The 24513-nt window shown below is 51.3% G+C and carries 19 protein-coding genes; 4 read left to right on the top strand and 15 right to left on the bottom strand.

All coding sequences use genetic code 11. From position 1 onward, the window contains the following. The first annotated feature begins 443 nt into the window (after nucleotides 1–443). Nucleotides 444–1043, top strand: a complete 600-nt coding sequence (locus BZG74_RS04145; protein ID WP_046075248.1) for a Yip1 family protein — start codon at nucleotides 444–446, stop codon at nucleotides 1041–1043. A 62-nt stretch (nucleotides 1044–1105) separates the two neighbouring features. Here BZG74_RS04145 and purF read toward each other — a convergent pair whose 3' ends face one another. The 10 genes from purF to fabB form a co-directional block, all read right to left on the bottom strand. After that, nucleotides 1106–2620, bottom strand: a complete 1515-nt coding sequence (gene purF / locus BZG74_RS04150; RefSeq protein WP_046075247.1) for an amidophosphoribosyltransferase — start codon at nucleotides 2618–2620, stop codon at nucleotides 1106–1108. Nucleotides 2621–2651: 31 nt separating this feature from the next. Continuing rightward, nucleotides 2652–3149, bottom strand: coding sequence for a CvpA family protein (locus BZG74_RS04155; RefSeq protein WP_046075246.1), 498 nt, complete (start codon nucleotides 3147–3149; stop codon nucleotides 2652–2654). A gap of 61 nt (nucleotides 3150–3210) precedes the next feature. Beyond that, on the bottom strand, nucleotides 3211–3759 hold the full coding sequence (locus BZG74_RS04160) for an SPOR domain-containing protein (protein ID WP_077771473.1): 549 nt from the start codon (nucleotides 3757–3759) through the stop codon (nucleotides 3211–3213). 12 nt (nucleotides 3760–3771) lie between these two features. Then, complete coding sequence (folC, locus tag BZG74_RS04165; RefSeq protein ID WP_077771474.1) at nucleotides 3772–5022, bottom strand: bifunctional tetrahydrofolate synthase/dihydrofolate synthase; 1251 nt, start codon at nucleotides 5020–5022, stop codon at nucleotides 3772–3774. A 65-nt stretch (nucleotides 5023–5087) separates the two neighbouring features. After that, nucleotides 5088–6014, bottom strand: coding sequence for an acetyl-CoA carboxylase, carboxyltransferase subunit beta (gene accD, locus BZG74_RS04170; protein WP_077771475.1), 927 nt, complete (start codon nucleotides 6012–6014; stop codon nucleotides 5088–5090). Between the two features lie 167 nt (nucleotides 6015–6181). Further along, nucleotides 6182–6967, bottom strand: a complete 786-nt coding sequence (gene truA, locus BZG74_RS04175) for a tRNA pseudouridine(38-40) synthase TruA (RefSeq protein WP_077771476.1) — start codon at nucleotides 6965–6967, stop codon at nucleotides 6182–6184. A 136-nt stretch (nucleotides 6968–7103) separates the two neighbouring features. Further along, nucleotides 7104–11141, bottom strand: coding sequence for a FimV/HubP family polar landmark protein (locus BZG74_RS04180; RefSeq protein WP_077771477.1), 4038 nt, complete (start codon nucleotides 11139–11141; stop codon nucleotides 7104–7106). Nucleotides 11142–11424: 283 nt separating this feature from the next. Continuing rightward, on the bottom strand, nucleotides 11425–12438 hold the full coding sequence (locus tag BZG74_RS04185) for an aspartate-semialdehyde dehydrogenase (RefSeq protein ID WP_077771478.1): 1014 nt from the start codon (nucleotides 12436–12438) through the stop codon (nucleotides 11425–11427). Continuing rightward, nucleotides 12435–13589, bottom strand: coding sequence for a 4-phosphoerythronate dehydrogenase (locus BZG74_RS04190; RefSeq protein ID WP_077771479.1), 1155 nt, complete (start codon nucleotides 13587–13589; stop codon nucleotides 12435–12437). The genes BZG74_RS04185 and BZG74_RS04190 overlap by 4 nt, the downstream gene beginning before the upstream one ends. Nucleotides 13590–13846: 257 nt before the next feature. Further along, entirely contained in the window at nucleotides 13847–15061 is a 1215-nt protein-coding gene (fabB, locus tag BZG74_RS04195) for a beta-ketoacyl-ACP synthase I (protein WP_077771480.1), read from the bottom strand. 118 nt (nucleotides 15062–15179) lie between these two features. Here fabB and mnmC point away from each other — a divergent pair, with 118 nt between their 5' ends. After that, nucleotides 15180–17180, top strand: a complete 2001-nt coding sequence (mnmC, locus tag BZG74_RS04200; RefSeq protein WP_077771481.1) for a bifunctional tRNA (5-methylaminomethyl-2-thiouridine)(34)-methyltransferase MnmD/FAD-dependent 5-carboxymethylaminomethyl-2-thiouridine(34) oxidoreductase MnmC — start codon at nucleotides 15180–15182, stop codon at nucleotides 17178–17180. Nucleotides 17181–17289: 109 nt separating this feature from the next. Here the strand turns inward: mnmC and BZG74_RS04205 are convergent, their stop codons facing one another. The 4 genes from BZG74_RS04205 to prmB all read right to left on the bottom strand — a co-directional run bounded on the left by BZG74_RS04205 (nucleotide 17290) and on the right by prmB (nucleotide 20374). After that, complete coding sequence (locus BZG74_RS04205) at nucleotides 17290–17568, bottom strand: YfcL family protein (RefSeq protein WP_077771482.1); 279 nt, start codon at nucleotides 17566–17568, stop codon at nucleotides 17290–17292. A 4-nt stretch (nucleotides 17569–17572) separates the two neighbouring features. Continuing rightward, a complete protein-coding gene (locus tag BZG74_RS04210; RefSeq protein WP_077771483.1) occupies nucleotides 17573–18124 on the bottom strand; it encodes an elongation factor P hydroxylase in 552 nt (183 codons plus the stop codon). 77 nt (nucleotides 18125–18201) lie between these two features. Beyond that, entirely contained in the window at nucleotides 18202–19263 is a 1062-nt protein-coding gene (gene aroC / locus BZG74_RS04215; protein WP_077771484.1) for a chorismate synthase, read from the bottom strand. A gap of 178 nt (nucleotides 19264–19441) precedes the next feature. Further along, a complete protein-coding gene (gene prmB / locus BZG74_RS04220) occupies nucleotides 19442–20374 on the bottom strand; it encodes a 50S ribosomal protein L3 N(5)-glutamine methyltransferase (RefSeq protein ID WP_077771596.1) in 933 nt (310 codons plus the stop codon). Between the two features lie 120 nt (nucleotides 20375–20494). On the opposite strand from prmB, the gene smrB reads away from it, so the two are divergent. Further along, entirely contained in the window at nucleotides 20495–21025 is a 531-nt protein-coding gene (smrB, locus tag BZG74_RS04225; protein WP_077771485.1) for an endonuclease SmrB, read from the top strand. Between the two features lie 38 nt (nucleotides 21026–21063). Here smrB and sixA read toward each other — a convergent pair whose 3' ends face one another. Beyond that, a complete protein-coding gene (gene sixA, locus BZG74_RS04230) occupies nucleotides 21064–21543 on the bottom strand; it encodes a phosphohistidine phosphatase SixA (protein ID WP_077771486.1) in 480 nt (159 codons plus the stop codon). A gap of 142 nt (nucleotides 21544–21685) precedes the next feature. Here sixA and BZG74_RS04235 point away from each other — a divergent pair, with 142 nt between their 5' ends. Further along, a complete protein-coding gene (locus BZG74_RS04235) occupies nucleotides 21686–24463 on the top strand; it encodes an insulinase family protein (RefSeq protein ID WP_077771597.1) in 2778 nt (925 codons plus the stop codon). Nucleotides 24464–24513 lie beyond the last annotated feature (50 nt).

Genomic DNA, 24513 nt, shown 5'->3' on the forward strand with positions numbered 1-24513 from the left:
AGACACACCTGTGACCGCTAATGATATTTAATTCAGTAGCGATCTATAAACAGCTGTTTAAAATAATAATATTCTTAGCGTTCAAGCAGGTGAACCGTCAAAGCCATTTATCGGCAGCATAAAAAAGGCTTGAAAATCAATGACACTATAAGAGTACGCTACTCTGTATTAAAAGTAAGACTTATAACAATTAATACATGATGTCTATCACAAGAATGTATATCGGTATTGTCTAAATCTCGAGCCAGTTAGAAGGGCACAGAAAAGCGATTTTTTTGTCGGGAGGAAAACTTGCCAATTGAGACACCAACAACTATTCCTTATTAAAGGAGAGTGTATACGGCATCTGTCTCCGCACGCTAGCAGAGAAGACGTTTTACTTGAGGCGTCGTGCGCCGACCGTTGCACCTGACTTCACTGAGGGAATAACGAGCGGGGTTACTATGATTTTAAGTCATTTATTGGGGTTATATACCCATCCCAAAAAGGAATGGAAAGCGATTGGCGAACGCCATGAGGCCGCCTCAAACAGCATTGGCCACGCGTTGTTACTGGCGTTAATCCCGCCTGTTTGTGCCTATTACGCGAGCGTCCATATTGGTTGGCAGATAGGCGCGGGGGATCCCATATTTATGACCCCGCAAAGCGCACTGTTTATCGCCAGTGCTATGTATCTTGCGTTGTTAGGCGGTGTTGCGGCACTTGCTTATCTCACCCTATGGATGAGCCGAACATTCGGTTCAGCCCCGACTTATACCCAATGCTTGGAGCTTGCGGCCTACACGGCAACGCCGATTTTCATGGTGGGGCTTGCAACCCTCTACCCAGTGGTGTGGTTTGTGATGATCGTCGGCTTAATTGGTATTGCCTACTCTGTCTACCTCCTCTACACAGGGGTACCGATATTGATGGAAATCCCTGAAGAGCGAGGGTTTATCTATGCGAGCTCTGTCGTCACTTGCGGGTTAGTCTTGCTGGTCGCGATCCTTGCAGCCTCTGTCATCCTTTGGAATGTCGGCATGGGACCTGTCTTTACCCATTAATCGACATGCATTCAACGGGCTAACACTGAAAAACGCCGCGATATCTGTCGCGGCGTTTTCAATTAATCCTCGTTATGTATCTCTAAGTTAGCCAGCTCTTGCTGCTGCTCGCGCACCGTTTTCGCATCGTCGTTCCGCAAGCTTTGTATATACTCGAGGTAAGCTTGATCGACATCCTGAGTGACGTATTCACCGCTAAACACCGACGTCTCAAAGCGCTCAATCGCCGGGTTCGCTTCGCCAACCGCTGCCACCAAGTCAGAAAGATCTTGGTAGACCAAGCCATCCGCACCAATCAATTGACCAATTTCATCGACTTCACGACCATGGGCGATCAGCTCATTAACGCTGGGCATGTCGATGCCATAGACGTTAGGAAAACGCACTTCGGGGGCGGCTGACGCCATATACACTTCTTTTGCCCCGGCCTCGCGCGCCATTTCGATTATTTGCTCCGAGGTGGTGCCGCGGACTATCGAATCATCGACTAACAGAACGCGTTTGTCTTTAAATTCAGAACGAATCGCATTGAGTTTACGGCGCACCGATTTCCGACGCATTTGTTGCCCGGGCATAATAAAGGTTCGACCGACGTAACGGTTTTTGACAAAGCCTTGGCGATAAGGCTTTCCGAGTACTTGGGCGATTTCTAAGGCGATGTCGCAGGAGGTCTCTGGAATGGGGATCACCACATCAATATCAACGTCATCCCACTCACGTTGAATTTTAGCGCCCAGCTTCTGCCCCATGCGAATACGGGCACCGTAAACCGAGACCTTGTCAATAAAGGAGTCTGGGCGAGAGAAGTAGACAAATTCAAAGATGCAGGGATTTAAACTCGGCGCATCCGCACATTGGCTGGTATGCAGTTGCCCATCCAGCGTGATATAGATAGCTTCACCGGGTGCCACATCACGGACAAAATCAAACCCGACTGCATCCAATGCCACTGTCTCCGACGCCACCATGTATTCAGTGCCGGCCTCTGTATCGCGTTTACCTAAACAGAGTGGCCGAATGCCCTTAGGATCACGAAACGCTATCACTCCGTGGCCGATGACCATGGCCACGACCGCATAAGCCCCCGACACTTGTCGATGCACCGACGCCACCGCGGCAAACATATCGTCAACCGTTAATGGATGCGATGTCGCGGTTGATAACTGGTGGGCAAGGACGTTAAGAAGGATTTCAGAATCAGAGGTGGTATTAAGGTGACGACGGTCTTTTTCGAATAGCGACTGACGCAAGTCTTGTGCGTTGGTGAGGTTACCATTGTGCGCCAGGGTAATGCCGTATGGCGAGTTCACATAAAACGGCTGCGCTTCTGACGCGCTCGAGCTTCCCGCGGTTGGATAACGCACATGCCCAATGCCAACTTGGCCTTGTAAGCGCTGCATATGCTTAAGTTGAAACACATCCTTTACGAGACCATTGGCTTTTCTAAGCCGGAAACGATTGTCGTCAATAGTGACAATCCCGGCGGCATCCTGCCCCCGGTGTTGTAGCACCGTTAGTGCATCATAAATGGACTGATTGACCGGGGTGTTACCAACGATTCCAACAATACCACACATGTCAGCGATTCCTTGTTACGCGAATATCATCCTAAGATCCGGCGATCTCAGGTAAGAAACTGGAACTGTTCTCGAGATAGTGGAAAAACCATTCAATCACTACCGCAAAGTTAGGAATAAGTTGCGACCGCCCCCATGCTTGGGTGTGAGCCACCGACGTAAAGGCATCCAGGAAGAAGAGCATCGCGGCAATAATGAGTACACCACGCACACTTCCAAACACCATACCCAGCACCCTATCGGTACCAGACAACCCGGTTTTCTCTACCAACTGAGCAATCACATAATTGACCACCGCCCCCACAATTAAGGTGGCAATGAACAACAAGGCTATTGCGCTACCATTACGAATAACGGCATCTTCGATATTGGTCAGGTAAACCGCCAGTTGCGTATAAAACTGACTGGCGATAAAAAACGCACCAAACCATATCACCAATGACAATGCTTCTTTAACAAAGCCTCGAATCACACTAACTAGCGCCGAAAAACCAATGACGCCAATAATGAGGTAATCAATCCAATTCATCGTATTCACTTGCTCGAGACGTGCGCATTCTAACAGAAAAAATGCTCACGCAAACGTTTTCTTATTGGGTGAGTGGGTCAAATTTACGCAATTGACCCTTCAATCCTGTCAAAGATTGCAAATCAGTCAGTTGCGATTCTAGCGCCGATTTGGAGACGTGAGGCCCCACGACCACCTTGGCTAAGTCATCTGGCTGAATGTCTTTGGGTAAGATATGTGCTTGGTAGCCTTTTTCGCGTAATTGTTTGACCAAACGTCGTGCGTTGTCTTGGTTGCGAAAGGTGCCGAGCCGGATCATCCACGCCCCTTTTTGGTCACTGGCTGGCGAAGAGGCAGTTTCACTAGACACCGGTTTAGACGCAGGCTCGCTGTCCGTTGCCTTTGTCTGACGTTCTTTAACCTTGGTGTCTGGCGCCTCCACCTCAACCACTTGTGGTGCTTGAATCGGTGTTTGGCTCACCTCACTGTCAAAATCATCCCGTAGCGGGATACTCTCATAGCTCTCTTGATAATGCTCTTTTTTGCCATCAAGCACATCTGGCAGCACTATCACACCAATAGACACCAACACCAAGGTACCAACGATTCTTTTTTGTAACTTACTGGCCACAATGACTCCGTTTTAGTTAAGCTCGCTCATTACCTGTCCAACGGTATGAAACGACCCAAATACGACCACACAGTCTCGCGCAGGTTCAGCGTGTTTTAACGCATGCTGATAGGCCTCGCTAGGTGACGCAAACTGTTGTGGTGCCGACACAGGCAAGTTATCGGCGGGGGCGCCTCGGGGCACGGATAATGATGCCGGATACCAGTGGTCCACGATACCATCCAAGCAGGCTAAGGTACCCGCCATGTCTTTATCGGATAACATGGCCACCACCGCATGCACGTGCCCGCCGCGTTCAGCTTTGCACTCAGCCAATTTCTCTGCCAAATAAGCGGCCGCGTGCGGATTATGAGCAACGTCAAACACAGTGTAAGGCGCCTTGGCGACAACCTGCATTCGCCCCGGTACCGACACCGAGGCTAACCCGTCAGAGATGTGCGTGTCTGCAATCTCCAGATCAGCAACGCCCAAAGCCATCAATGCAGTGGCGGCATTTTGTAATGGTATTGCTGGGATAGGCAATGCAGTCAGCTCAAACGCCCCTGCCGCCCAACACCAGGTATCATCAGTGAGCGTATAGTGATATTGATAGCCCAGCTGGTGTAGCTCGGCGCCAATACTGTCAGCGTGTGCAGCCACACTCGCCGGTGGAGAAGGCTGACCGCAAACAGCGGGTTTATCCGCTCGGAAGATACCTGCTTTTTCGTAGCCGATTTGGTTAATATCATCACCTAACCAATCACAGTGATCGAGCGCAAGGCTGGTGATCACCGATACGTCATGCTCAACCACATTGGTGGCATCGAGGCGTCCACCCAGACCAACTTCTAAAATCACGACGTCCAGTGCATGCTGCTTGAACAGGTGCAATGCAGCCAAGGTGCCGAACTCGAAAAAGCTCAGGCTGGTCTCACCGCGCACTTGTTCAATCGTCGCGAACGCTTGACTGTGCGCACCATCGTCTAGCCGTTTGCCATTAATGCGCACTCGCTCATTATAGTGAGTGAGGTGCGGGGAGCTATAAACACCGGTGCGATAACCCGCATGCTGCAAAATCGATTCTAGCAGCGCACAGGTTGTGCCTTTACCATTGGTTCCCGCAACGGTAATCACTGTCGGCGCAGGCTTGGTCAGTTGTGCGTTTTCCGCCACAGCCGCAACGCGTTCAAGGCCAAGATCGATGGCACTGGTATGGATGCTTTCTAGATAAGACAGCCACGTCGTTAAAGAGGACGTGGCTGTTGGATGTTGTAGTTCAGACATTGACTTGGTCAGTTACTCCATGATGAGCAAATGATACCAAGGATAGCGCCGTGGGACACGGTCAATTATTGGTCTTGAGAAGGCGATGCCGCTTCAGGCTCAAGATTAGGCTTGTCTTGCTCTACATCGACCACAAGCGGTGAGCGAACATTATTCAATTTGGCAAGCAGCCCCGCCAAGCGTTGACGCATTTCTCGACGGTCGACGATCATGTCAATCGCGCCATGCTCAAGCAAGAACTCACTGGTTTGGAAATCTTCCGGGAGGTTCTCACGCACGGTCTGTTCAATGACTCGGCGCCCCGCGAAACCGATAATCGCTTTAGGCTCGGCCACATTGATATCACCTAACATGGCAAAACTTGCCGTCACTCCGCCGTAAGTCGGATCGGTTAATACCGAGATAAACGGCAGGTTGTGGCGAGAAAGGCGTTCCAATGCAGCACTTGTTTTTGCCATTTGCATCAGTGACATAAGTGCTTCTTGCATACGCGCACCACCACTGGCAGAAAAGCACACCAAACCGCAGTTATTTTCGATCGCCGCATCCACCGCTTTCACGAAGCGAGCACCCACAACGGCTCCCATCGAGCCGCCCATAAATTTAAACTCAAAGGCACAAGCCACCACAGGTACATCAAACACGCTGCCTTTCATGACCACAAGGGCGTCTTTTTCGCCACTCGCTTTTTGCGCCGACACTAAGCGATCTTTGTACTTTTTCGAATCGCGAAACTTCAACACATCTTTGGGTTCAAGCTCACTGGCAATCTCTTCACGCCCGTCTTTATCCAAAAATACGTCGAGCCGACGCCGTGCTGGCATGCGCATATGGTGTTCACACTTTGGACATACTTCCAAGTTACGCTCGACATCTGCGTGATAGAGGACTTGATCACACGACGTACACTTGGTCCACACACCTTCTGGAATCGACGCCTTGCGTGATGAACCAATATTACTTTTGGTTAGTATTTTTTCTAGCCAGCTCATGGACAACCTTTACTTAGTAATAACTATCGCGAACGGACAGCTATCTTGGATTCGTAACAAATTAGACCGAATTAAATCACAAGTCTGTCAGACTTGGGATAAAAAACTGGTACTACCTATTCTCTCTCCGTGCTGTTTGAGTACAGCGTACTTGCCGACACAATCACCTAATCCGGCAAAAACAAGGGGCCAATGGGTGAGCGAGGCAGCCCAAACGTTTCGGGGTAGTCCACCTCAACCAAATACAAGCCTTCAGCTTTCGCGGTCGCAGCAGCCTGGGTCCGATCTTTTTGTGCCAGCAGCCAAGCCATCCACTCAGGAGGCTGCTCTTGACGACCGACCGCCATTAAGCTCCCCACTATATTGCGCACCATATGATGCACAAACGCATTGGCTTTAATATCAATCACGATAAAGCGCCCTTGACGGTTGACCGATAAATGCATCAAATTCCGCCAAGGGGAGTTCGATTGACACTGAGCGGCACGGAATGATGAAAAATCATTCTCCCCAAGTAGATACTGACCTGCTCGGTGCATTAAGGTTTCATCAAGTTCAGCGTGATAGTGACTGACTCCCTTGGCTAAGATCGCCGGGCGCAAGGGATGATTATAAATGACATAACGATAGCGTCGCGCAGTGGCACTAAAACGGGCATGAAACTCGTCTGTCACGGACTTCGCCCATCGCACCGCAATCGGATCCGGCAAATTCGCATTGACACCCATCGTCCAAGCTTTTAAAGGACGTTGATTGTCAGTGTCAAAGTGCACCACTTGTCCTGTTCCATGCACGCCAGAGTCGGTACGTCCCGCACACTGTACGGCGACAGGATGATTGGCAACCGTCGATAAAGCACGCTCTAGGTGTTCCTGCACACTCGTGACTTCTCGTTGCCTCTGCCAACCGTAAAACTGAGCGCCATCATACTCAATGCCTAACGCGAATCTCATGCCCTGCCTTCTCGTTACTCGTCAATAAGGCGCCGCATTATACCCATAAAGCCTTCGAGTTGCAGGTTAAAAGCGCGTGCTTCGCCATCACTGCCGTCATAAAGAAACAGGCAGCTTTCGCTACCTGTTTTTGTCACTACCTCAACTGTTCTAACAACTGACGCGCTTCTTGCTGCAAGGTCTTGTTGCCCGATTGCATCACTTTTTCGAGCAAAGAAATCGCCCCATCGACATCGTTCATTTCCAAATACGCTTTGGCGAGGTCAAGATTCGTTGATGCTTCAGTACTTGCAGTATCACCGTCCACATCAATGGCACTGATATCTTCTAACACATCAGGAAACTCATCTAAACCCACATTCAGGTTCATTTCCGCTTTATCAGGATCGATATCTGGCGTAGAACCATCATCTCGCATGAGCTCTTCAATGCTGATGTAGTCATCTTCTTCTTGCTCTTCACCAATCAGCTCACTTTCTGCTTCCCCCTCACTCAGTAGATCCTCGTCTAAGGCTTCTTCGAGTTCAAAGGTTTCCAGCGAGGCAGGGTCTATTGCGGGTTGCTGACTCCAGTCTTCACTCTCTGCTTCAGGCTCAGGTTCATTATCAGCCTGCCACACTGCCGCTTCTTCATCGGACAGTGAGGAAAGATCCAGAGGCGTGTCATCGTCTGACTCGGAGAGCAGCGCCTCCATGTTTAAGCCACCCACTTGATGATCGTCATCGTCGAGATCGCTGATATCTCGCTCATCACGTTCAGGCGCTTCCGCGTTGGCGTCACCATCGTGCTGCTCGTCTAAATAAGACTCTAGCTCTCGCTGCTCTTCAAGCGCAGCGCTTAGTGCGTCGTCTTCGCCAAACTCGCCAAGTTCATCAAGCGAGAAGGAGTCAAATTCATAGTCACGCTTATTGTTTGGCTCTGGCTCTGGCACGCTATCTAAATCCGCTTGCTCTTGCTCGTCAACCGGTTCAGCGTCCGCCAACGCCGCTTCCTCGTCGTACTCAGGTAGGCTGGTTAAATCAAGTAAGTCTTCTTCGGTAATGTCATCGAGATTGTCACCGTCAGCCGCTGGCGATTCATCTTCCTCGCTAGTCGCTTCTGGCTCAGCCGACTCGCCCGCCGGTGCGTCGTCTTCATTTAACTCGGCTTGCGGCTCGTCGTCACCGTCATCCGCTGACTCTTCATCTTCCTCGCCGGTAGCTTCTGGCTCAGCCGATTCGTCCGCCGGTGCGTCATCTTCATTTAACTCTGCTTGCGGCTCGTCGTCACCGTCATCCGCTGACTCTTCATCTGCCTCGCCGGTAGCTTCTGGCTCAGCCGATTCGTCCGCCGGTGCGTCATCTTCACTTAACTCAGCTTGCGGCTCGTCGTCACCGTCACCCGCTGACGATTCATCTTCCTCGCCGGTAGCTTCTGGCTCAGCCGATTCGTCCGCCGGTGCGTCGTCTTCATTTAACTCGGCTTGCGGCTCGTCGTCACCGTCACCCGCTGGTGCTTCATCTGCCTCGCCGGTAGCTTCTGGTTCAGCCGATTCGCCTGCCGGTGCGTCGTCTTCATTTAACTCGGCTTGCGGCTCGTCGTCACCGTCATCCGCTGACTCTTCATCTGCCTCGCCGGTAGCTTCTGGCTCAGCCGATTCGCCTGCCTGTGCGTCGTCTTCGCTTAGCTCAGCTTGCGGCTCGTCGTCCCCGTCATCCGCTGACTCTTCACCTGCCTCGCCGGTAGCTTCTGGCTCAGCCGAATCGCCTGCCGATGCGTCGTCTTCATTTAACTCGGCTTGCGGCTCGTCGTCACCGTCATCCGCTGACTCTTCATCTGCCTCGCCGGTAGCTTCTGGCTCAGCCGATTCGTCCGCCGGTGCGTCATCTTCACTTAACTCAGCTTGCGGCTCGTCGTCACCGTCATCCGCTGACTCTTCATCTGTCTCGCCGGTCGCTTCTGGCTCAGCCGACTCGTCCGCCGGTGCGTCGTCTTCGCTTAGCTCGGCTTGCGGCTCGTCGTCACCGTCGTCCGCTGACTCTTCATCTGCCTCGCTAGCCTCTGGCGCGGCTGGCTCGTCCGTCGGCGCATCGTCTTCGCTTAGCTCTGCTTGCGGTTCGTCTTCCGCTTCGTTGTCTTGCTCGGTTCGAGCCTGTGATCCTTGTTCAGTGTCAGGTGTTTCTTCTGATTGCTCATCCGACGCGTAAAGAAGTTGCTCGAGCTCCGCTTCGTTCGGATCACTGTCATCTTCCTCTCCCCACAGTGCCGGATCGTCCTCATCAGCAAGTGGATCTGGTTCGTCATCATCCCCTAACACTTCTTCCAGTAAAGCGTCAGAGTCTTCTAAATGAGGATCATCGTCTTTGTCTAAGACTTCATCCAGTAAGGCGTCGCTACTTTCATCGAATTCGCCCTCGGTATCATCCTCTTCATTTAGCCAGCTATCCTCGTCCTCTTCATCACCGACAAGTTCATCAAGCAACTCTGTTGTGTTATCGAGAGAAACGTCATCGTTATCATCATCAGATAAATCAATGTCTTGGCTTAAATCCAGCTCAGGTTCATCGTCGAGCACCGAGTCAAACAAGGCGTCATTAGGCGCTTGCTCGTCATTGTCTTCGCTCTCTTGTGAGGCTTGCTCTTTGGTCTCGGCATTTTCGTCCTCAGGCACATCAGCAGTAGATGCTTCATCGGCGGCCGTGTCTTCACCCGTTTCTCCTGCCAACAAGGCATCGATGTCGTCGACATCACTGTCATTGCCTTCTTCCAGTGCTTTAGCCCACTCAGCGGCAAGTGCTTCGTCAGCACTCATTTCCTCTTCAGGCTGTTCTAAGTCACTCGCGTCTGATTCGGTATCATCTTCTGCGGCCTCTTCCTCCTGCGAGGTTTCCGTATCCGCTGGCGGCGCATCCGCTAATTCATCCAGCGCGCGCTCCATGTCTTCTAGGCCTATTGCATCATCGCTGGTTGGCGCAACACTCGACTCATTGCCAGACATACCATCGAGTTCATCGTCCAGATCCAGGTCGTCGAGGTCGGTATCATCGCCAAAGGCAATTTCCTCATCCCCCATGCCATCATCAGTGATTTCAAGTTCATCACTGTCCTGCTCTTCTTCTGCCTCGCCATCCCCTTCATCAGGATCCGGTACCATGACCACGGGCATATCGTCCATGTCATCGTGATCCAGAGCTGCTGGCTCTTCGCTGTCTTCTTCTTGTTTTTTACGGCGTGCAAGGAAAAAGAAAATCGCCCCTGCGATTAACGCCCCCGGAATGATTGCAAGCATTGCGAGTAATAGTGGGCTATCAAGTAAAGACTCAACCGCAGATGGGGGTTGCGTTTCTTTTTCTACCTGCTGTTGGCGCTGCTGTTCTAAAAATGCACGGATCTCTTTATTGAGCTCAGCATCACCGCTCATCTGCTCTTTCAGTGCACTGAGCTCGTGCTGAACCTCTGAAAGACGCACCTTAAGCACATGATTACTCTCAACCAAACGCGTCATTTCTTGGTCAGACGCTTGCAGCTGAGACTGTAGACTTTGTACTACTTGAGGCTCAGGCGCACTGGTTTGCTGGCTCTCGCCACTTGATGGAGAAGCGTCTTGGTTTGTTTGCTCCGGTTGCGACTGCTCCGGCTGGGTATTGTTTGAGGACGCTGGCGACGTTTGCTGGCTGGGTTGATCAACCTGTGCACTTAGCGGTGCCGTATTTTCTGCCTGCTTGCGTGCCTCATCGATTTCAAGCCGATTGATCACATCTTGGGTACTCTCGCGCTCGATTTGCGTCAACGTCGGCATCACTAGCGTACTACCGGGTTGCAAGCTATGAATATTGTTATTAGCAAATGCGTCGGTATTTAAACGGAAAATTGCCCCCAGCGTTTGGTAAACGCTCACTTGCGTATTAGGACGCATTTGAGTCGCAATCGACCACAAGGTTTCGTTGGCCCCTGTGGGGCCATACTGCTGTGCTGATTCAACCGTTGACGTCGGCTGGGGCGAAGTGGTTTCCGCCACCATTTCATCTTGCGGACCCAAGATGCGTATTGCCGCTTCGACTGGCACCGTTGAAACACTGACAAGCGCAACCGCCACCAACCCAGCAACGGCAACGAGGTGCCGCTTAATGCGATGCGGGGTTAGGTTCAATCGTGTTTGAGAAGAAGACTGTTCACTTTGCTGTGCGTTGGACACACCCGCACTCCCTTATGGCAGAAATGGCCTCACTAAATATCTAACTATATCGGAAGCCATGCTAAAAACTGTAGTTTGGTGATATAAAAGTGTGTTGTTCGATCAAACTGTGGGCGCTCTGCCTCAGTTTTATCGCGATGATACCATCACCACGCTCAATGTATCGCTCGGCGTTGCAAGTTTAATGCCTAAAAAAATACCCCATCGGCGGATGGGGTATCAATCAGTCTAAGGTCGCGGTGCGTCAACTATCACGCTCTTGCCGTCGCTAAAGGCTTTTCGATTAAAGATAATCGCGAACCAACACTTCAGCAATTTGCACCGAGTTAGTCGCTGCGCCTTTACGCACGTTATCTGCCACAACCCAGAGGTTTAAACCGTTAGGGTGACTAATGTCGTTGCGAATACGTCCAACCAACACCTTATCTGAGCCAGTCCCTTCTTTCACCTGGGTGGGGTAATCTTCCCCTTCAAACACTTCAATGTGCTCATGTTGACTCAAGATTGCTATCGCTTCTGTTGCGTCAATTGGTTGACGGCACTCCAGGTGTACCGCTTCAGCATGACCATAAAACACCGGCACACGCACACACGTTGGGTTAACCCCTATCATTTCATCGGCGAGAATTTTCTGGGTTTCCCACACCATTTTCATTTCTTCTTTGGTGTAGCCGTTTTCCATAAACTGGTCGATGTGTGGTAAGCAATTAAAGGCAATTTGCTTACTGTATAACGCAGGCTCCGCATCTTGGCTGTTAAGCAATTTAACCGTCTGTCCGGCAAGCTCATCGACGCCTTCTTTCCCTGACCCCGATACCGACTGGTACGTAGACACATTGAGGCGCTCAATCCCAACGGCATCATAAATGGGCTTTAAGGCCACCAGCATCTGAATCGTCGAGCAGTTAGGGTTAGCAATAATATTACGATTACGAAAGTCACCAATCGCGGCTGCGTTTACCTCAGGCACCACCAAGGGCACGTCGAAGTCATAGCGGAACTGCGAGGTATTGTCGATCACCACCACCCCAGCATCTGCAGCTATCGGCGCCCAATGCGCGGAAGCCTGCGCTCCTGCCGAAAACAAGCCAAGCTGAACCTGTGTCCAATCAAAATTATCGACATTTTGTACACGCAGGCTCTCACCTTTAAAACTGATGGTTTCTCCTGCACTTCGCTCACTAGCAAGGAGATGTAGCGTGCCGATAGGAAAGTCGCGCTCTTCTAAAATCTCGATCATGGTGCGGCCTACCGCACCGGTTGCGCCCAAAATGGCAACATCAAATGCTTGTGTCATGCGTGTTCCTCAATACTAAAGCCCAGCTTAGCCAGCGACTGTAACCCGAAATCTGCCTGCCCGGCTACCGTGATCGCACTGTACTCACGTCGATCCCAGTAATTTTTCCGTAATTGGTCAAAGGCTGTACGCTGAGCTGTTTTGTCGTCGCCTGCAGCATGCATGGCACGACGAAAATCACTGTCATCTCGGCGAATATCATAGACCAGTTGTGTCAACGCCATCAGGTCGCTTTGTTGCCATGGCTGTGCCAAGGCAACGTGTGGAATCGGTGCGGTGGGGAGCAATTCACAGGCGTGTGCACGTTCGGGTAAGCCTAAATGCTCACACAATGCGTTAAACACCATGGTGGTGCCACGTGCTTTGCCTTCCAACCCATAACCGGCGACATGAGGAGTTGCAAACGCCAAACGCTCGATTAAGGCCAGATCGACCTCAGGCTCATGTTCATAAACATCCAACACCGCATCAATATCGCCTCGCGCTAACCGCGCTTTAAGTGCCTGATTATCAACAATCGGACCACGAGCGGCGTTTATCAAAATACTTCCTGATGCGAGCGCATCCAATCGAGCTTGATTCATGAGGTGATAAGTGGGGTACGCACCGGTCGTGGTCAAAGGGGTATGGAAAGTGACCACGTCCGATTGTGCGATCAGGGTGTCAATGTCCACCATATCAGCAAGGTTCTCTCGCGCCTGACGAGGTGGGTCGCAAAGTAAGGTTTTAATCCCAAGTGCCGCAAGCCGCTCAGACAAGTAGTGACCCACATGACCAACCCCCACAATACCGACCGTTCGGTCTGTAATGTTAAACCCTTGCTGTTGCGCTAATACGAGTAACGCGCTAATTACGTATTCCGCTACCCCAACCTTATTGCAGCCAGGCGCCGCCGTGGCGTGAACACCTTGCGCTTGCAGCGCGCTAAAATCGAGATGGTCTTCGCCTGCAGTGGCTGAACCAACGAAGCGTAAGCGCGTCGCACCATCAATCAGCGCATGGTTCACTTGCGTGACACTTCTCACCATTAATGCGTCAGCATCAATCAAATCCGCAGCACGGATTGCGCGCCCCGGTAATGCGACCACCTCACCCAATTGGCTAAACAAGGTTTGGGCGTAAGGCATATTTTCGTCTACAACAATTTTCACGTTCAACGTCCCGTGTGAGTCGGTGCACCATGTATCGGATGCAAAATGTGAGGGGGCTTATTGTATCTACCTGGCCGCAAGAAAACACCCATCATCAACACCAGTAGTGGTGCACAGACACCAGCAAAAGGTATAAAAAAACCCGGCCGGAGCCGGGTAAATCCAGGACCTGAAAAGGCCATTAAAGGCTCTCAACGATAATGGCCCGTGTCTGATGGCAGAGCATCTCTGCATACCTGGAAACAGGGACGATTGTATTAACCGCGATACTTTTCAATCACTAAGGTGGCATTGGTTCCACCAAAGCCAAAGCTGTTTGACATGACACGCGTCAGTGCTTGCTCACGCGGTTGTGTGACGATATCTAGCCCTTCAGCCGCAGGATCCAAGTTATCAACATTGATACTTGGCGCGACAAAACCTTGCTCTAGCATCAGGGTTGAGTAAATAGCTTCGTGCACCCCTGCCGCGCCGAGCGCGTGACCTGTCATGGACTTAGTCGCAGAAATCGCAGGGCTCTTACCGCCAAACACTTCCTGGATCGCGCCAAGCTCTTTCACATCTCCGACTGGGGTTGAGGTGCCGTGGGTGTTGATGTAATCAACGTCACCATCCACATCTTGCATCGCCATATTCATGCAGCGCACTGCGCCTTCACCCGACGGCGCCACCATGTCATAACCGTCGGACGTTGCACCGTAACCGACGATTTCACCATAAATGGTCGCACCACGAGCTAGCGCATGCTCCAGCTCTTCCACGACCAGCATGCCGCCACCACCGGAGATCACGAAGCCGTCTCGGTCCGCGTCATAGGTGCGAGATGCCTTCTGCGGGTCGTCGTTGTATTTGGTTGACAACGCCCCCATGGCGTCAAACATCATGGTCAGTGACCAATCCAGCTCTTCACCGCCACCGGCAAAGACCACATCCTGTTTGCCAAGTTGAATCAGCTCAAGGGCGTGACCAATACAATGCGCCGAGGTCGCGCACGCTGAGCTCATGGTGTAATTCACCCCTTTGATTTGAAATGGGGTAGCTAGGCACGCAGAGACCGTGGATGACATGGTACGTGGCACCATGTAAGGCCCTACGCGCTTCACGCCTTTTTCCCGCAATGTATCAACCGCGGTAACTTGGTTAACCGATGACGCGCCACCTGAACCGGCCACTAAGCCAGTTCGTGGGTTAGAAACTTGCTCAGGTGCTAGGCCCGAGTCTTCAATTGCTTGCTCCATTGCCAAGTAGGCAAAGCCAGCCGCGTCACCCATAAAACGCATTCTTTTGCGATCGATATGGTCGGCTGGGTTGAGTTTGAGATCACCCCAAACATTGCTACGCAGTTTCATATCTGCAAACTGCTGAGAAAAGTTAATGCCAGATTTTCCCGCTTTGAGCGACTCCAGCACTTCTTTGACGTTGTTACCAATACTGGAAACAATCCCCATGCCTGTAATGACAGCTCGTTTCATGATGCTTTCCTAGACGTTAATTTCGCAGTGGATGATAGCGTTTTTAAAGCTGATAAGTGGTCAGCTTTCCTTTGAGCCAGTACAATTTCCCTTTTCCTTTCCTGTGTAAGAGGCATTTGTGAGCACTCCCTCGATCGACCACGCAAAAATCAGCTGGAATGACACGGGCACGCCCGTTGCGGATCAGTTCGATGACGTCTATTTTTCCAATCACGACGGCTTGGCCGAAACCCGCTACGTGTTCATCGAACAAAATCAACTTCCCGCACGTTGGCAAACCGCCACATCGCCCCGGTTTGTGATTGCGGAAACCGGCTTTGGCACTGGGCTCAACTTTCTCGCCACTTGGGCGGCTTTCGATCAATTCCGTCAAGCCCATCCCGACGCGTCTGTCACCCAGCTTCACTTTATCAGTTTTGAGAAGTACCCCCTGACAGTAGAGGATCTTGCCCGTGCACATCAAGCCTGGCCAGAGCTGGCGAACTACGCTGAACAGCTACGCGCCGACTATCCTGTGCCGCTAGCCGGTTGTCAACGGATCGTGTTGGCTCAAGGTCAGATTACACTCGATTTGTGGTTTGGTGATATTAAAGATTGGTTACCACAAGTGCCGACGGGCCCGAAAGGGATCGTGGATGCTTGGTATTTAGACGGCTTTGCCCCGAGTAAAAATCCAGAAATGTGGAATCAAGATTTGTTTAACGGTATGGCAAGGCTTGCACGCGAGCAGTGTACCTGCGCCACCTTCACCGCCGCTGGCTTTGTGCGTCGTGGCCTTATCGAGGCAGGCTTTGAAATGAAAAAGGTGAAAGGTTTTGGCCACAAGCGAGACATGTTGGCAGGCGCACTACCTGTTCGCCAAACCCATGCCAGCTACCAGCCTTGGTATGCGCGCCCGCCCGCCCCAACAGCGGACGACATCGCCATTATTGGTGGCGGCATTGCCAGTGCTGCCTTAATCACCGCATTGCTGCAACGGGGCAAGCAAGTCACGCTGTATTGCCAAGACCCGCGCCCTGCTGCTGGCGCATCAGGCAACCATCAAGGCGCTATTTACCCGCTTTTAAATGGCAATAATGATAACTTAAGTCAGTTTTTTGCCCCCGCCTTTTTGTTTTCACGGCAATTTATTCAACGACAAAACGCCCAAGGCGTTGCTTTTGAACACGACTGGTGTGGGGTGACACAGCTGGGTTACGACGACAAGAGTGCCGCTAAGCTTGCTAAGATGGCCGATGGTGCCTTCCCTGAGGCATTGGTCACACCGTTAGATGTCGATGGCGTGAGTAAGAAAGTCGGGTTAGAAACCGGGCATGCGGGCGTCTATTACCCGTTAGGGGGATGGATAAGCCCGCAACAGTTTACCGCGGGCGTAATCGATAAAGCCATTGCCAGCGGACAGCTACGTGCCCATTTTGATTGCCCTGTGAATGCGCTGACGCAATCGAACAATGGTTGGACACTCGATACCAGCATTGGTCATGTTTGTCACCAAAATGTGGTGATCGCTAATGGTCATCAAGCAGATAGCTTCAGCCAAACACAACCTATTCCGGTCTATCCGGTGCGCGGTCAAGTCAGCCATGTGCCTACCAATACCGACCTCAGTAAGCTAAATACGGTACTGTGTTTTGAAGGCTATTTAACGCCGGTCAATCAAGCAGGAGAGCATTGCTTGGGGGCCAGTTACAGTCGAAATAATGCCGACCTCACTTTCCAAGCTGACGACCAAACCGAAAACCAACAGCGTCTCACCGGTTGTATTGATACCGGCTGGGCGCGTGACGTGCCGGTTGCAAAACAAGGACGTGTGGGCGTACGCTGCGCCAGTCGCGACCATTTACCTTTTGTGGGCAACGTGTGTGATTACGACGCCTTGGTTTCCGCCTACCAAACCTTGCAAAAAGACAAAGAAAGAGCGAATTCCGTTCCCGTTTATCCAGGGTTATTTTGCTTACTGGGGCTCGGCTCTCGCGGCCTCACCTCCGCCCCATTGGTGGCAGAAGTGCTAGCTGCGCAGCTGTGTGACGAGCCTTTGCCTTTACCTCAGTCGGTTCTGGACACGCTGCATCCAGGACGGATGTGGGTCCGTAAGCTGCTAAAAGGCAAAGCACTATAGCAGCCCTCGAACAAGGTCAACAAAAAAGCCATCGTCAAGGCGATGGCTTTCCTTTTGCCAAGAGGTATCGTATGCAATACCTCCTAGTGCCCCATTTTAAAACAGCGAGTTACGCGTCTTTTTCCACTTGCTGCTGCAGTAAATCCCAAAGCGCGCCCACCAAGCGCTGGTCGCCAGGAGACAGCTCGCTGGCATTGTCAGATAGGCTGGCATCGACGCGCGCTTTCAATGCTGATACCTCATCAACGCCTTCCAACTCACAGTCCGCTGCCGCTAAAGAAACGTGGCCACGTAAATAGCCACTGGCAAACAATTCATCGTCTGAGGCGGTTTCTACCATCTCATCGATTAACGCTAAAATGCGTGCTTCGTAGTCTTGAACTTTCATCTTTTTAACCTTGGCTTGGCAACGTAAAGGTATCTGGCGTCAACGGTGCAACACCATAAAAGTCTCGCAAGGTATCAGAAAACTGCTTGGCGCGCACGGGTAAAGCTGGGCTTGCTTCAGTGTCAGAGATATAGGCGATCACTTGCTGGCGGACTTTATCAGTAAACGCGTGGCGATCGGGCTCCACCCCACTTAAGTTGTCGCAGCTTACTTGAAAGCGAAACCCACAGCTTGCAGAGAGAATCCACTCAATCGCTTGTGGCTTCACTTCTACGGCCTCAAAGGCGGCTTGCGTGTCAGCGTCACGACCGTCTGGATGATACCAATAACCATAATCCTCAAGTTGACGACGTTTCTCACCGGCAATGGTCCAGTGCGCCACTTCATGTAATGCGGAAGCAAAAAAACCACGCGCAAAAATCACACGATGATGAGGATGATCTGCATCGGCAGGTAAGTAAATAGGCTCATCCCCGCCACGCACCAGCTCAGTATTGAAAGAGGCAAGAAAGGTTTGGTTAAAAAGTTGGATCAAGTCGTGAAAATCGTGGGTCATAATCTAAAACAATAACAACACCCCATCTATCCAAAACGACAGATGGGTTTAAGGAAGATGAAACGTTTGGGTTATCGCTATGCGCCCATTTGGCCGCGATGACGGAGCAAGTGGTCCATCAGCACAATCGCTACCATGGCTTCAGCGATAGGTATCGCCCGGATCCCCACACACGGATCGTGACGACCACGTGTCACCACATCGGTAGACTCTCCGTTAACGTCAATACTTTTGCCCGGCACGGTGATACTCGAAGTAGGCTTTAACGCTAAATGTGCCACCAATGGCTGGCCTGAAGAGATCCCACCAAGAATGCCTCCCGCATGGTTTGAGGCAAAGCCGTCAGGGTGAATTTCATCGCGATGTTCACTGCCACGCTGATTCACCACATCAAAACCATCTCCAATTTCGACTCCTTTCACCGCGTTAATGCCCATCAACGCATGAGCAATGTCCGCATCTAAGCGATAAAATACCGGCTCGCCAAGGCCGACAGGAAGGTTTTCTGCCACCACGGTGAGCTTGGCACCAATCGAGTCGCCGTCTTTTTTGAGTTGACGAATAAGTGCGTCTAGTTCATCGATCTTATTCACATCTGGGCAGAAAAAGGGATTTTGCTCAACTTGTTCCCAATCCACCGTATCGATGGTCACCTCTCCCATTTGCGCCAGGTAAGCACGCACTTGAATACCGTGCACTTGCGCCAGGTATTTTTTAGCCACCGCGCCTGCAGCCACGCGCATCGCCGTTTCACGCGCTGACGAGCGGCCGCCCCCGCGGTAATCGCGGATGCCATATTTATGGTGATAGGTGTAGTCTGCGTGACCTGGGCGAAACACATCTTTGATTTTGGAGTAATCTTTGGAGCGCTGATCGGTATTTTCGATCATCAGACCTATCGATGTGCCCGTTGTTTGACCTTCAAACACCCCGGAAAGGATTTTCACCGCATCAGGCTCACGCCGCTGAGTGGTGTATTTAGACGTGCCAGGACGGCGTCGGTCTAGATCATGCTGCATGTCCGCTTCGCTCAGCGCTAATCCAGGCGGGCAGCCGTCAATAATAGCGCCCAGTGCGACACCGTGACTCTCTCCAAAGGTCGTAACGCGAAAAATTTGTCCTATCGTGTTGCCTGCCATGCCTTCCTCTGTTTGCCTGATGGGCATTGTTGTGTTTTTGCGTACTTTGTTAGCAATTAACCATAAAGCAATCAAAGACGCAAAGAAAATCCAGGTGAGCAACGGAGCGACTGCAAGCGCTAGATGCTAAAAAGCCAGCACGAGGCTGGCTTTATATCATGATCGGCGGGTACTGCCTCTAATCGCGATAAAGGGCAAATTCATCGGCACACGCAACGAGGTCTTGTCGGTTGATCATAAACACCCCATGGCCACCGTTTTCAAACTCAATCCACTGCAAAGGTAAATGACCGTATTGCTCTTGCATGTGTACAATCGAATTACCGACCTCACAAACCAACACGCCATCGTCTGTCAGATAATCGGGTGCATTGGCAAGCATCCGACGCACCAGTTTCAACCCATCAGTGCCCGCGGCAAGGCCCAGCTCAGGTTCGTGGCGAAACTCGTCCGGCAAATCGTCCATATCTTCCGCATCGACGTAGGGAGGGTTGCTTACGATTAAATCGTATTTATCTTGTGGCACATCTTTAAGCAGATCCGACCGCATCGGGATAACTTGCTCTTCCAAGCCATGATCCTGGATATTGATTTCAGCCACATCCAGCGCATCGGTGGAGATATCTACCGCATCGATCTCTGCCTCTGGGAACGCATAGGCACAGGCAATAGCGATACAACCACTGCCAGTGCACAGGTCCATAACCCGGCGTGGAGGTTGAGGCAAGATGCCAGCGAATTCTTGCTGGATAAGCTCACCTATCGGAGAGCGTGGCACCAGCACACGCTCGTCGACAAAAAATTCCAAACCACAAAAGTACGCTTTGTTGGTTAAGTATGCGACTGGGGTTTTATCGTTGATACGCGCGATAACACGCTCAACGATACGATGTTTTTCACTGGTGGTCAGGCGGGAAAAGCGCGTCTCTGAGGGCACATCAATTGGCAAGTACAGTGTCGGTAACACCAGCTGGACCGCTTCATCCCACGCGTTGTCAGTGCCATGGCCATAAAACAGCCCCGCCGCATTGAAGCGACTGACTGTCCAGCGCAGCATGTCTTGCAGCGTGTGTAACTCGCTGACCACTTCTTCAGTAAAAATCGTATCCACATTGGCCTCCATCGGCTTCATGCAATTTGGGGTCGCCCTTTGACGCGAGGTCAGTACAATAAGCAGCATTTTGAGCTGGCTGAATGTACAATTCAGGTTATCACCTCGGAGACAGTTTTTATGAGCAAAAAACCATCGATGACGGAAGAGGACTTAGCGCTATTCCGCGATGCCGTCAAAGGCGCAAAAAAGTTGGAGCAGGATACCATAAACCCGCCACAACGCCAGACGACCAAGCCGCGCAAACAACGTCAGTTTGAACGGCAAAGTAGCGATCATGCGTTTTATTTTTCCGATGAGTTCGAGCCGCTGCTCAGTGAATCAGGCCCGATGCAATACGCCCGCCAGGATGTCTCTAAATACGAGGTCAAGCGGCTTCGTCGTGGTGTGTATGTGCCCGATATCTATCTCGATTTACACGGGATGACCCAAACAGAAGCGAAGCGAGAGCTGGGGGCGATGCTCGCAGCCTGCGTCAAAGACGGTATTCGCTGTGCCAGCGTGATGCACGGGATCGGCAAACGGGTACTTAAAGACAAGATCCCCCTGTGGTTAGCGCAACACCCTAGTGTAATGGCATTCCACCAAGCGCCAAGAGAATTTGGTGGTGATGGCGCCTTGCTGGTATTGATAGAAGTGCCCGAGCGCTAGAAGCCGTGGTTGGCTCACGCCCCTTTTCCACTCGCCGATTAAAGCTGTCGCGGCGACATATGTGCGCTCATTGATGCCTGCTGGGTCGAGGTATTCACATCAAGCACCGCCATGGCTGACGTGGCAAACATCGGTGGCTGTCCTCCTTGGACCCACTCATTGGTGAGATAACCGACTAACGGTAAGTGCGATATCACCAAGACGACACTGAGTTTTTCTACCTCAATCATCGCGTTCAAATAATCATAAACACGGCCGCTTTGCCCATAAGGGGTGATCTCTTGTTCAGTGATCACCTCCCCTGCATCGGGTAATAAAGGCGCACAGACTTGCCATGTTTGCTGCGCACGTAAGTAAGGACTCACCAGTACTTTATCAATCGCTTGCCCATCTAACTGTTGACTCAGCCAGCTAGCCATCTGCTTACTTTGCTGTTCACCATTAGCAGTTAGCGCGCGGTCACTGTCACTGGCGGCAAATGCTTGCGCTTCACCGTGACGCATGATGATTAATTTCATTGCCTTAATACCCACATTAATATGCTGCGATTAGCTGCATGCTACCAAGGTCAATGCCAAAAGACCAAATAAGTGGTTTGCGACTCTGGTCACTGGTAGTCATACTTACTATTAACTTATTTACTGTGATAGTGAGATGCTTGTGCACGTCAGTCCTAACGACCATAAACACTACCGTTATATCACGCTTCCTAACGCTTTACGTGTCTTATTGGTGAATGACCCACATGCGCACCGCAGTGCGGCCGCCTTATCGGTGAATGTTGGCCACTTCCATGACCCTAAAGAGCGACAAGGGTTGGCGCATTTTCTTGAGCATATGCTGTTTCTGGGCACAGAGCGTTATCCGGTAATTGGCGACTTTCAGCGCTTTATCAGCCAGCACGGAGGGCACAATAATGCGTGGACAGGCACCGAGCACACCACCTTCTTTTTCGATATTCGCCCTCATCAATTTGCAGCTGGATTAGATCGTTTCAGTGCCTTTTTTATTTCACCGCGTTTTGATGCCGACGCCGTGGATAAAGAGCGCCAATCTGTCGACGCTGAGTATCGAATGAAGCTCAATGACGACGTGCGACGGATCTATCAAGTTCATAAAGAGACCATCAACCCTGACCACCCATTTGCCAAATTTTCCGTGGGCAGCGAGGAAACACTCGCCGATCGTGACGCTCATGATGTGCGCGACGACCTCATCGCTTTTTATCGGGCGAACTACAGCGCCAACCTTATGACGGTCGCGCTAACCGGCCCTCAGTCACTGGATGATCTTGAGGCCCTAGCCAACCAACACTTTGCCGCCATTGCCAATCATAGCTACCCTGCGCTGACCATTGAAGCACCATTGGTGACCAAAAATGAGCAACACCAGTGGGTGAACATCGAGCCTTTAAAAGAAGTGAGAAAGCTCACTTTGGCCTTTTCCGTACCCGAAAGCCCCGACCAATACCGAACCAAACCGCTGTCTTACATCGCTCACCTGCTCGGTTATGAGGGGCCAGGCAGTTTGATGTCGCTATTGAAGAACAAAGGCTATATCAACACCTTATCTGCAGGTGGGGGGATCAGTGGGCGAGATTTCCGTGAATTTACCTTGGGGTTTTCTTTAACGCCATTAGGTCTTAGCCACATCGACGATATTATCACTCATGTATTTCAAGCTATCGCTTTGATTCGACGCGAAGGGCTACAACCATGGCGCTATCAAGAGAAACGGCAAGTTCAAGAGCTCGCTTTTCACTATCAAGACTCACACCGGCCCATTGATACCGTCAGTCAGTTGGTGATGAACATGCAGCATTATGCGCCAGCTGATCTGCTTTACGGCGATTATATGATGACAGGATTTGATGCCCACCACATTCAAACCATGCTGCAACATATGAGTGTCGATAATCTCCGGGTTATGTTGGTGGCCAAAGGGCTTAGCTACGATCGAAAGGCCGATTGGTACCACACGCCGTATGCAGTGAAACGCTTCTCTGCTCAACAGCTAGCCAAGTGGAAAACTGACTATATTTCTCCGGCACTGACACTGCCAGACCCCAACCCGTATATTGCCGATGCCCTGCATCCACTGGCTATCGAGCAAGATGCCAGTGAGGTGCCAAGCTTAATTGAAGAGCTGCCTGGTTTTCGCCTCTGGCATGGCCAAGAACCACACTTTCGCGTGCCCAAAGGCCACATTTATATCGCCATCGATAGCCCACATGCCGTGGCGACGGTAAAAAACATTGTCATGACCCGCTTAAGTGTCGAAATGTTACTCGAGGCGCTCAATGAGCAAGCGTACCAAGCTGAGATTGCAGGCATTAATTACAACTTATACGCGCATCAAGGCGGGGTCACATTGACGCTCAGTGGCTTCAATGACAAGCAACCGCTATTGCTCGAACTTATCTTGAAAACCTTCTCTCAGCGCAGTTTCAATCCTGAGCGCTTCGAAACGATAAAAGCGCAGCTGCAACGCAGCTGGGAAAACGCAGAAAAGAACAAGCCGCTGAGCCAATTATATAACAGCATGACCGGGCTACTTCAGCCTAATAATCCACCGTATCACGCCCTTTTAGCGGCATTGGAAACGGTGACCCTGAGTGACTTACCTCACTTTGTCGATGCCATGCTCGCCACCTTGCATGTCGATATGTTTATGTATGGTAATTGGCACCGCCATCATGCCAAGGCCTTAGCAGAAACTGTCAAAGACAGTTTGCGCGTGAAAGGACAAGCGTATCAGGAATCTGTGCGTCCGTTGACCTTACTTGAGGGTGTCGGCACCGTCAGTTTTGAGCGCCCCCTTGCGCATGCTGAGTCAGCGCTTTTAGTGTATTACCAAAGCCCATCAACCGACCCTCAAGCCGTGGCGACCTATACTTTGGCCAACCACCTGATGTCGGCGACTTTTTTCAACGAGTTGCGCACCAAACAGCAGTTAGGCTATATGGTTGGGGCCAATAACTTACCGCTAAACCGCCACCCTGGACTGATCTTTTATGTTCAGTCCCCCATGGCAGGCCCGAACCAGTTAATGGCAGCGATTGACGACTTTCTCAATGCGTTTTTCATGGTGCTGTTAGAAATGACGGAGGCTCGCTGGCAAAGCAGTAAACAAAGCTTATTGGCACAAGTGAGAGAACCAGACAATAACCTGCGAGCGCGAGCCCAGCGCTACTGGATCAGCATCGGTAATAAGGATTATCACTATCAGCGCCGTGAGCAAGTGGCGGAAGCAATGGCGACGCTTACCCGTGCTGACATGGTGCGGTTTGTGGTCAATACCCTCAAGCCGAGAACCGCAGATAGATTGGTCATGCACAGTTGCGGAACCGAACATCAACAAGATGCACACTTAGACGGTGCCTATCCGATTGCAGATATCGCTGCCTTCCGCGCGTTATGTCAGCGTAGTGAGGATTGATCACCCAATCAATAGAAAGGGCAACCACTGGCTGCCCTTTCGCTCATTGA

This window comes from Salinivibrio sharmensis (genome assembly GCF_001995985.1).
GTDB lineage: Bacteria > Pseudomonadota > Gammaproteobacteria > Enterobacterales > Vibrionaceae > Salinivibrio > Salinivibrio sharmensis.

Bases quoted from the DNA above. Each gene is read 5' to 3' on its own strand.
- BZG74_RS04145 (WP_046075248.1), top strand. From the start codon at position 444: ATGATTTTAAGTCATTTATTGGGGTTATATACCCATCCCAAAAAGGAA.
- purF (WP_046075247.1), bottom strand. From the start codon at position 2,620: ATGTGTGGTATTGTTGGAATCGTTGGTAACACCCCGGTCAATCAGTCC.
- BZG74_RS04155 (WP_046075246.1), bottom strand. From the start codon at position 3,149: ATGAATTGGATTGATTACCTCATTATTGGCGTCATTGGTTTTTCGGCG.
- folC (WP_077771474.1), bottom strand. From the start codon at position 5,022: ATGTCTGAACTACAACATCCAACAGCCACGTCCTCTTTAACGACGTGG.
- accD (WP_077771475.1), bottom strand. From the start codon at position 6,014: ATGAGCTGGCTAGAAAAAATACTAACCAAAAGTAATATTGGTTCATCA.
- truA (WP_077771476.1), bottom strand. From the start codon at position 6,967: ATGAGATTCGCGTTAGGCATTGAGTATGATGGCGCTCAGTTTTACGGT.
- BZG74_RS04185 (WP_077771478.1), bottom strand. From the start codon at position 12,438: ATGACACAAGCATTTGATGTTGCCATTTTGGGCGCAACCGGTGCGGTA.
- fabB (WP_077771480.1), bottom strand. From the start codon at position 15,061: ATGAAACGAGCTGTCATTACAGGCATGGGGATTGTTTCCAGTATTGGT.
- BZG74_RS04205 (WP_077771482.1), bottom strand. From the start codon at position 17,568: ATGAAAGTTCAAGACTACGAAGCACGCATTTTAGCGTTAATCGATGAG.
- BZG74_RS04210 (WP_077771483.1), bottom strand. From the start codon at position 18,124: ATGACCCACGATTTTCACGACTTGATCCAACTTTTTAACCAAACCTTT.
- aroC (WP_077771484.1), bottom strand. From the start codon at position 19,263: ATGGCAGGCAACACGATAGGACAAATTTTTCGCGTTACGACCTTTGGA.
- smrB (WP_077771485.1), top strand. From the start codon at position 20,495: ATGAGCAAAAAACCATCGATGACGGAAGAGGACTTAGCGCTATTCCGC.
- sixA (WP_077771486.1), bottom strand. From the start codon at position 21,543: ATGAAATTAATCATCATGCGTCACGGTGAAGCGCAAGCATTTGCCGCC.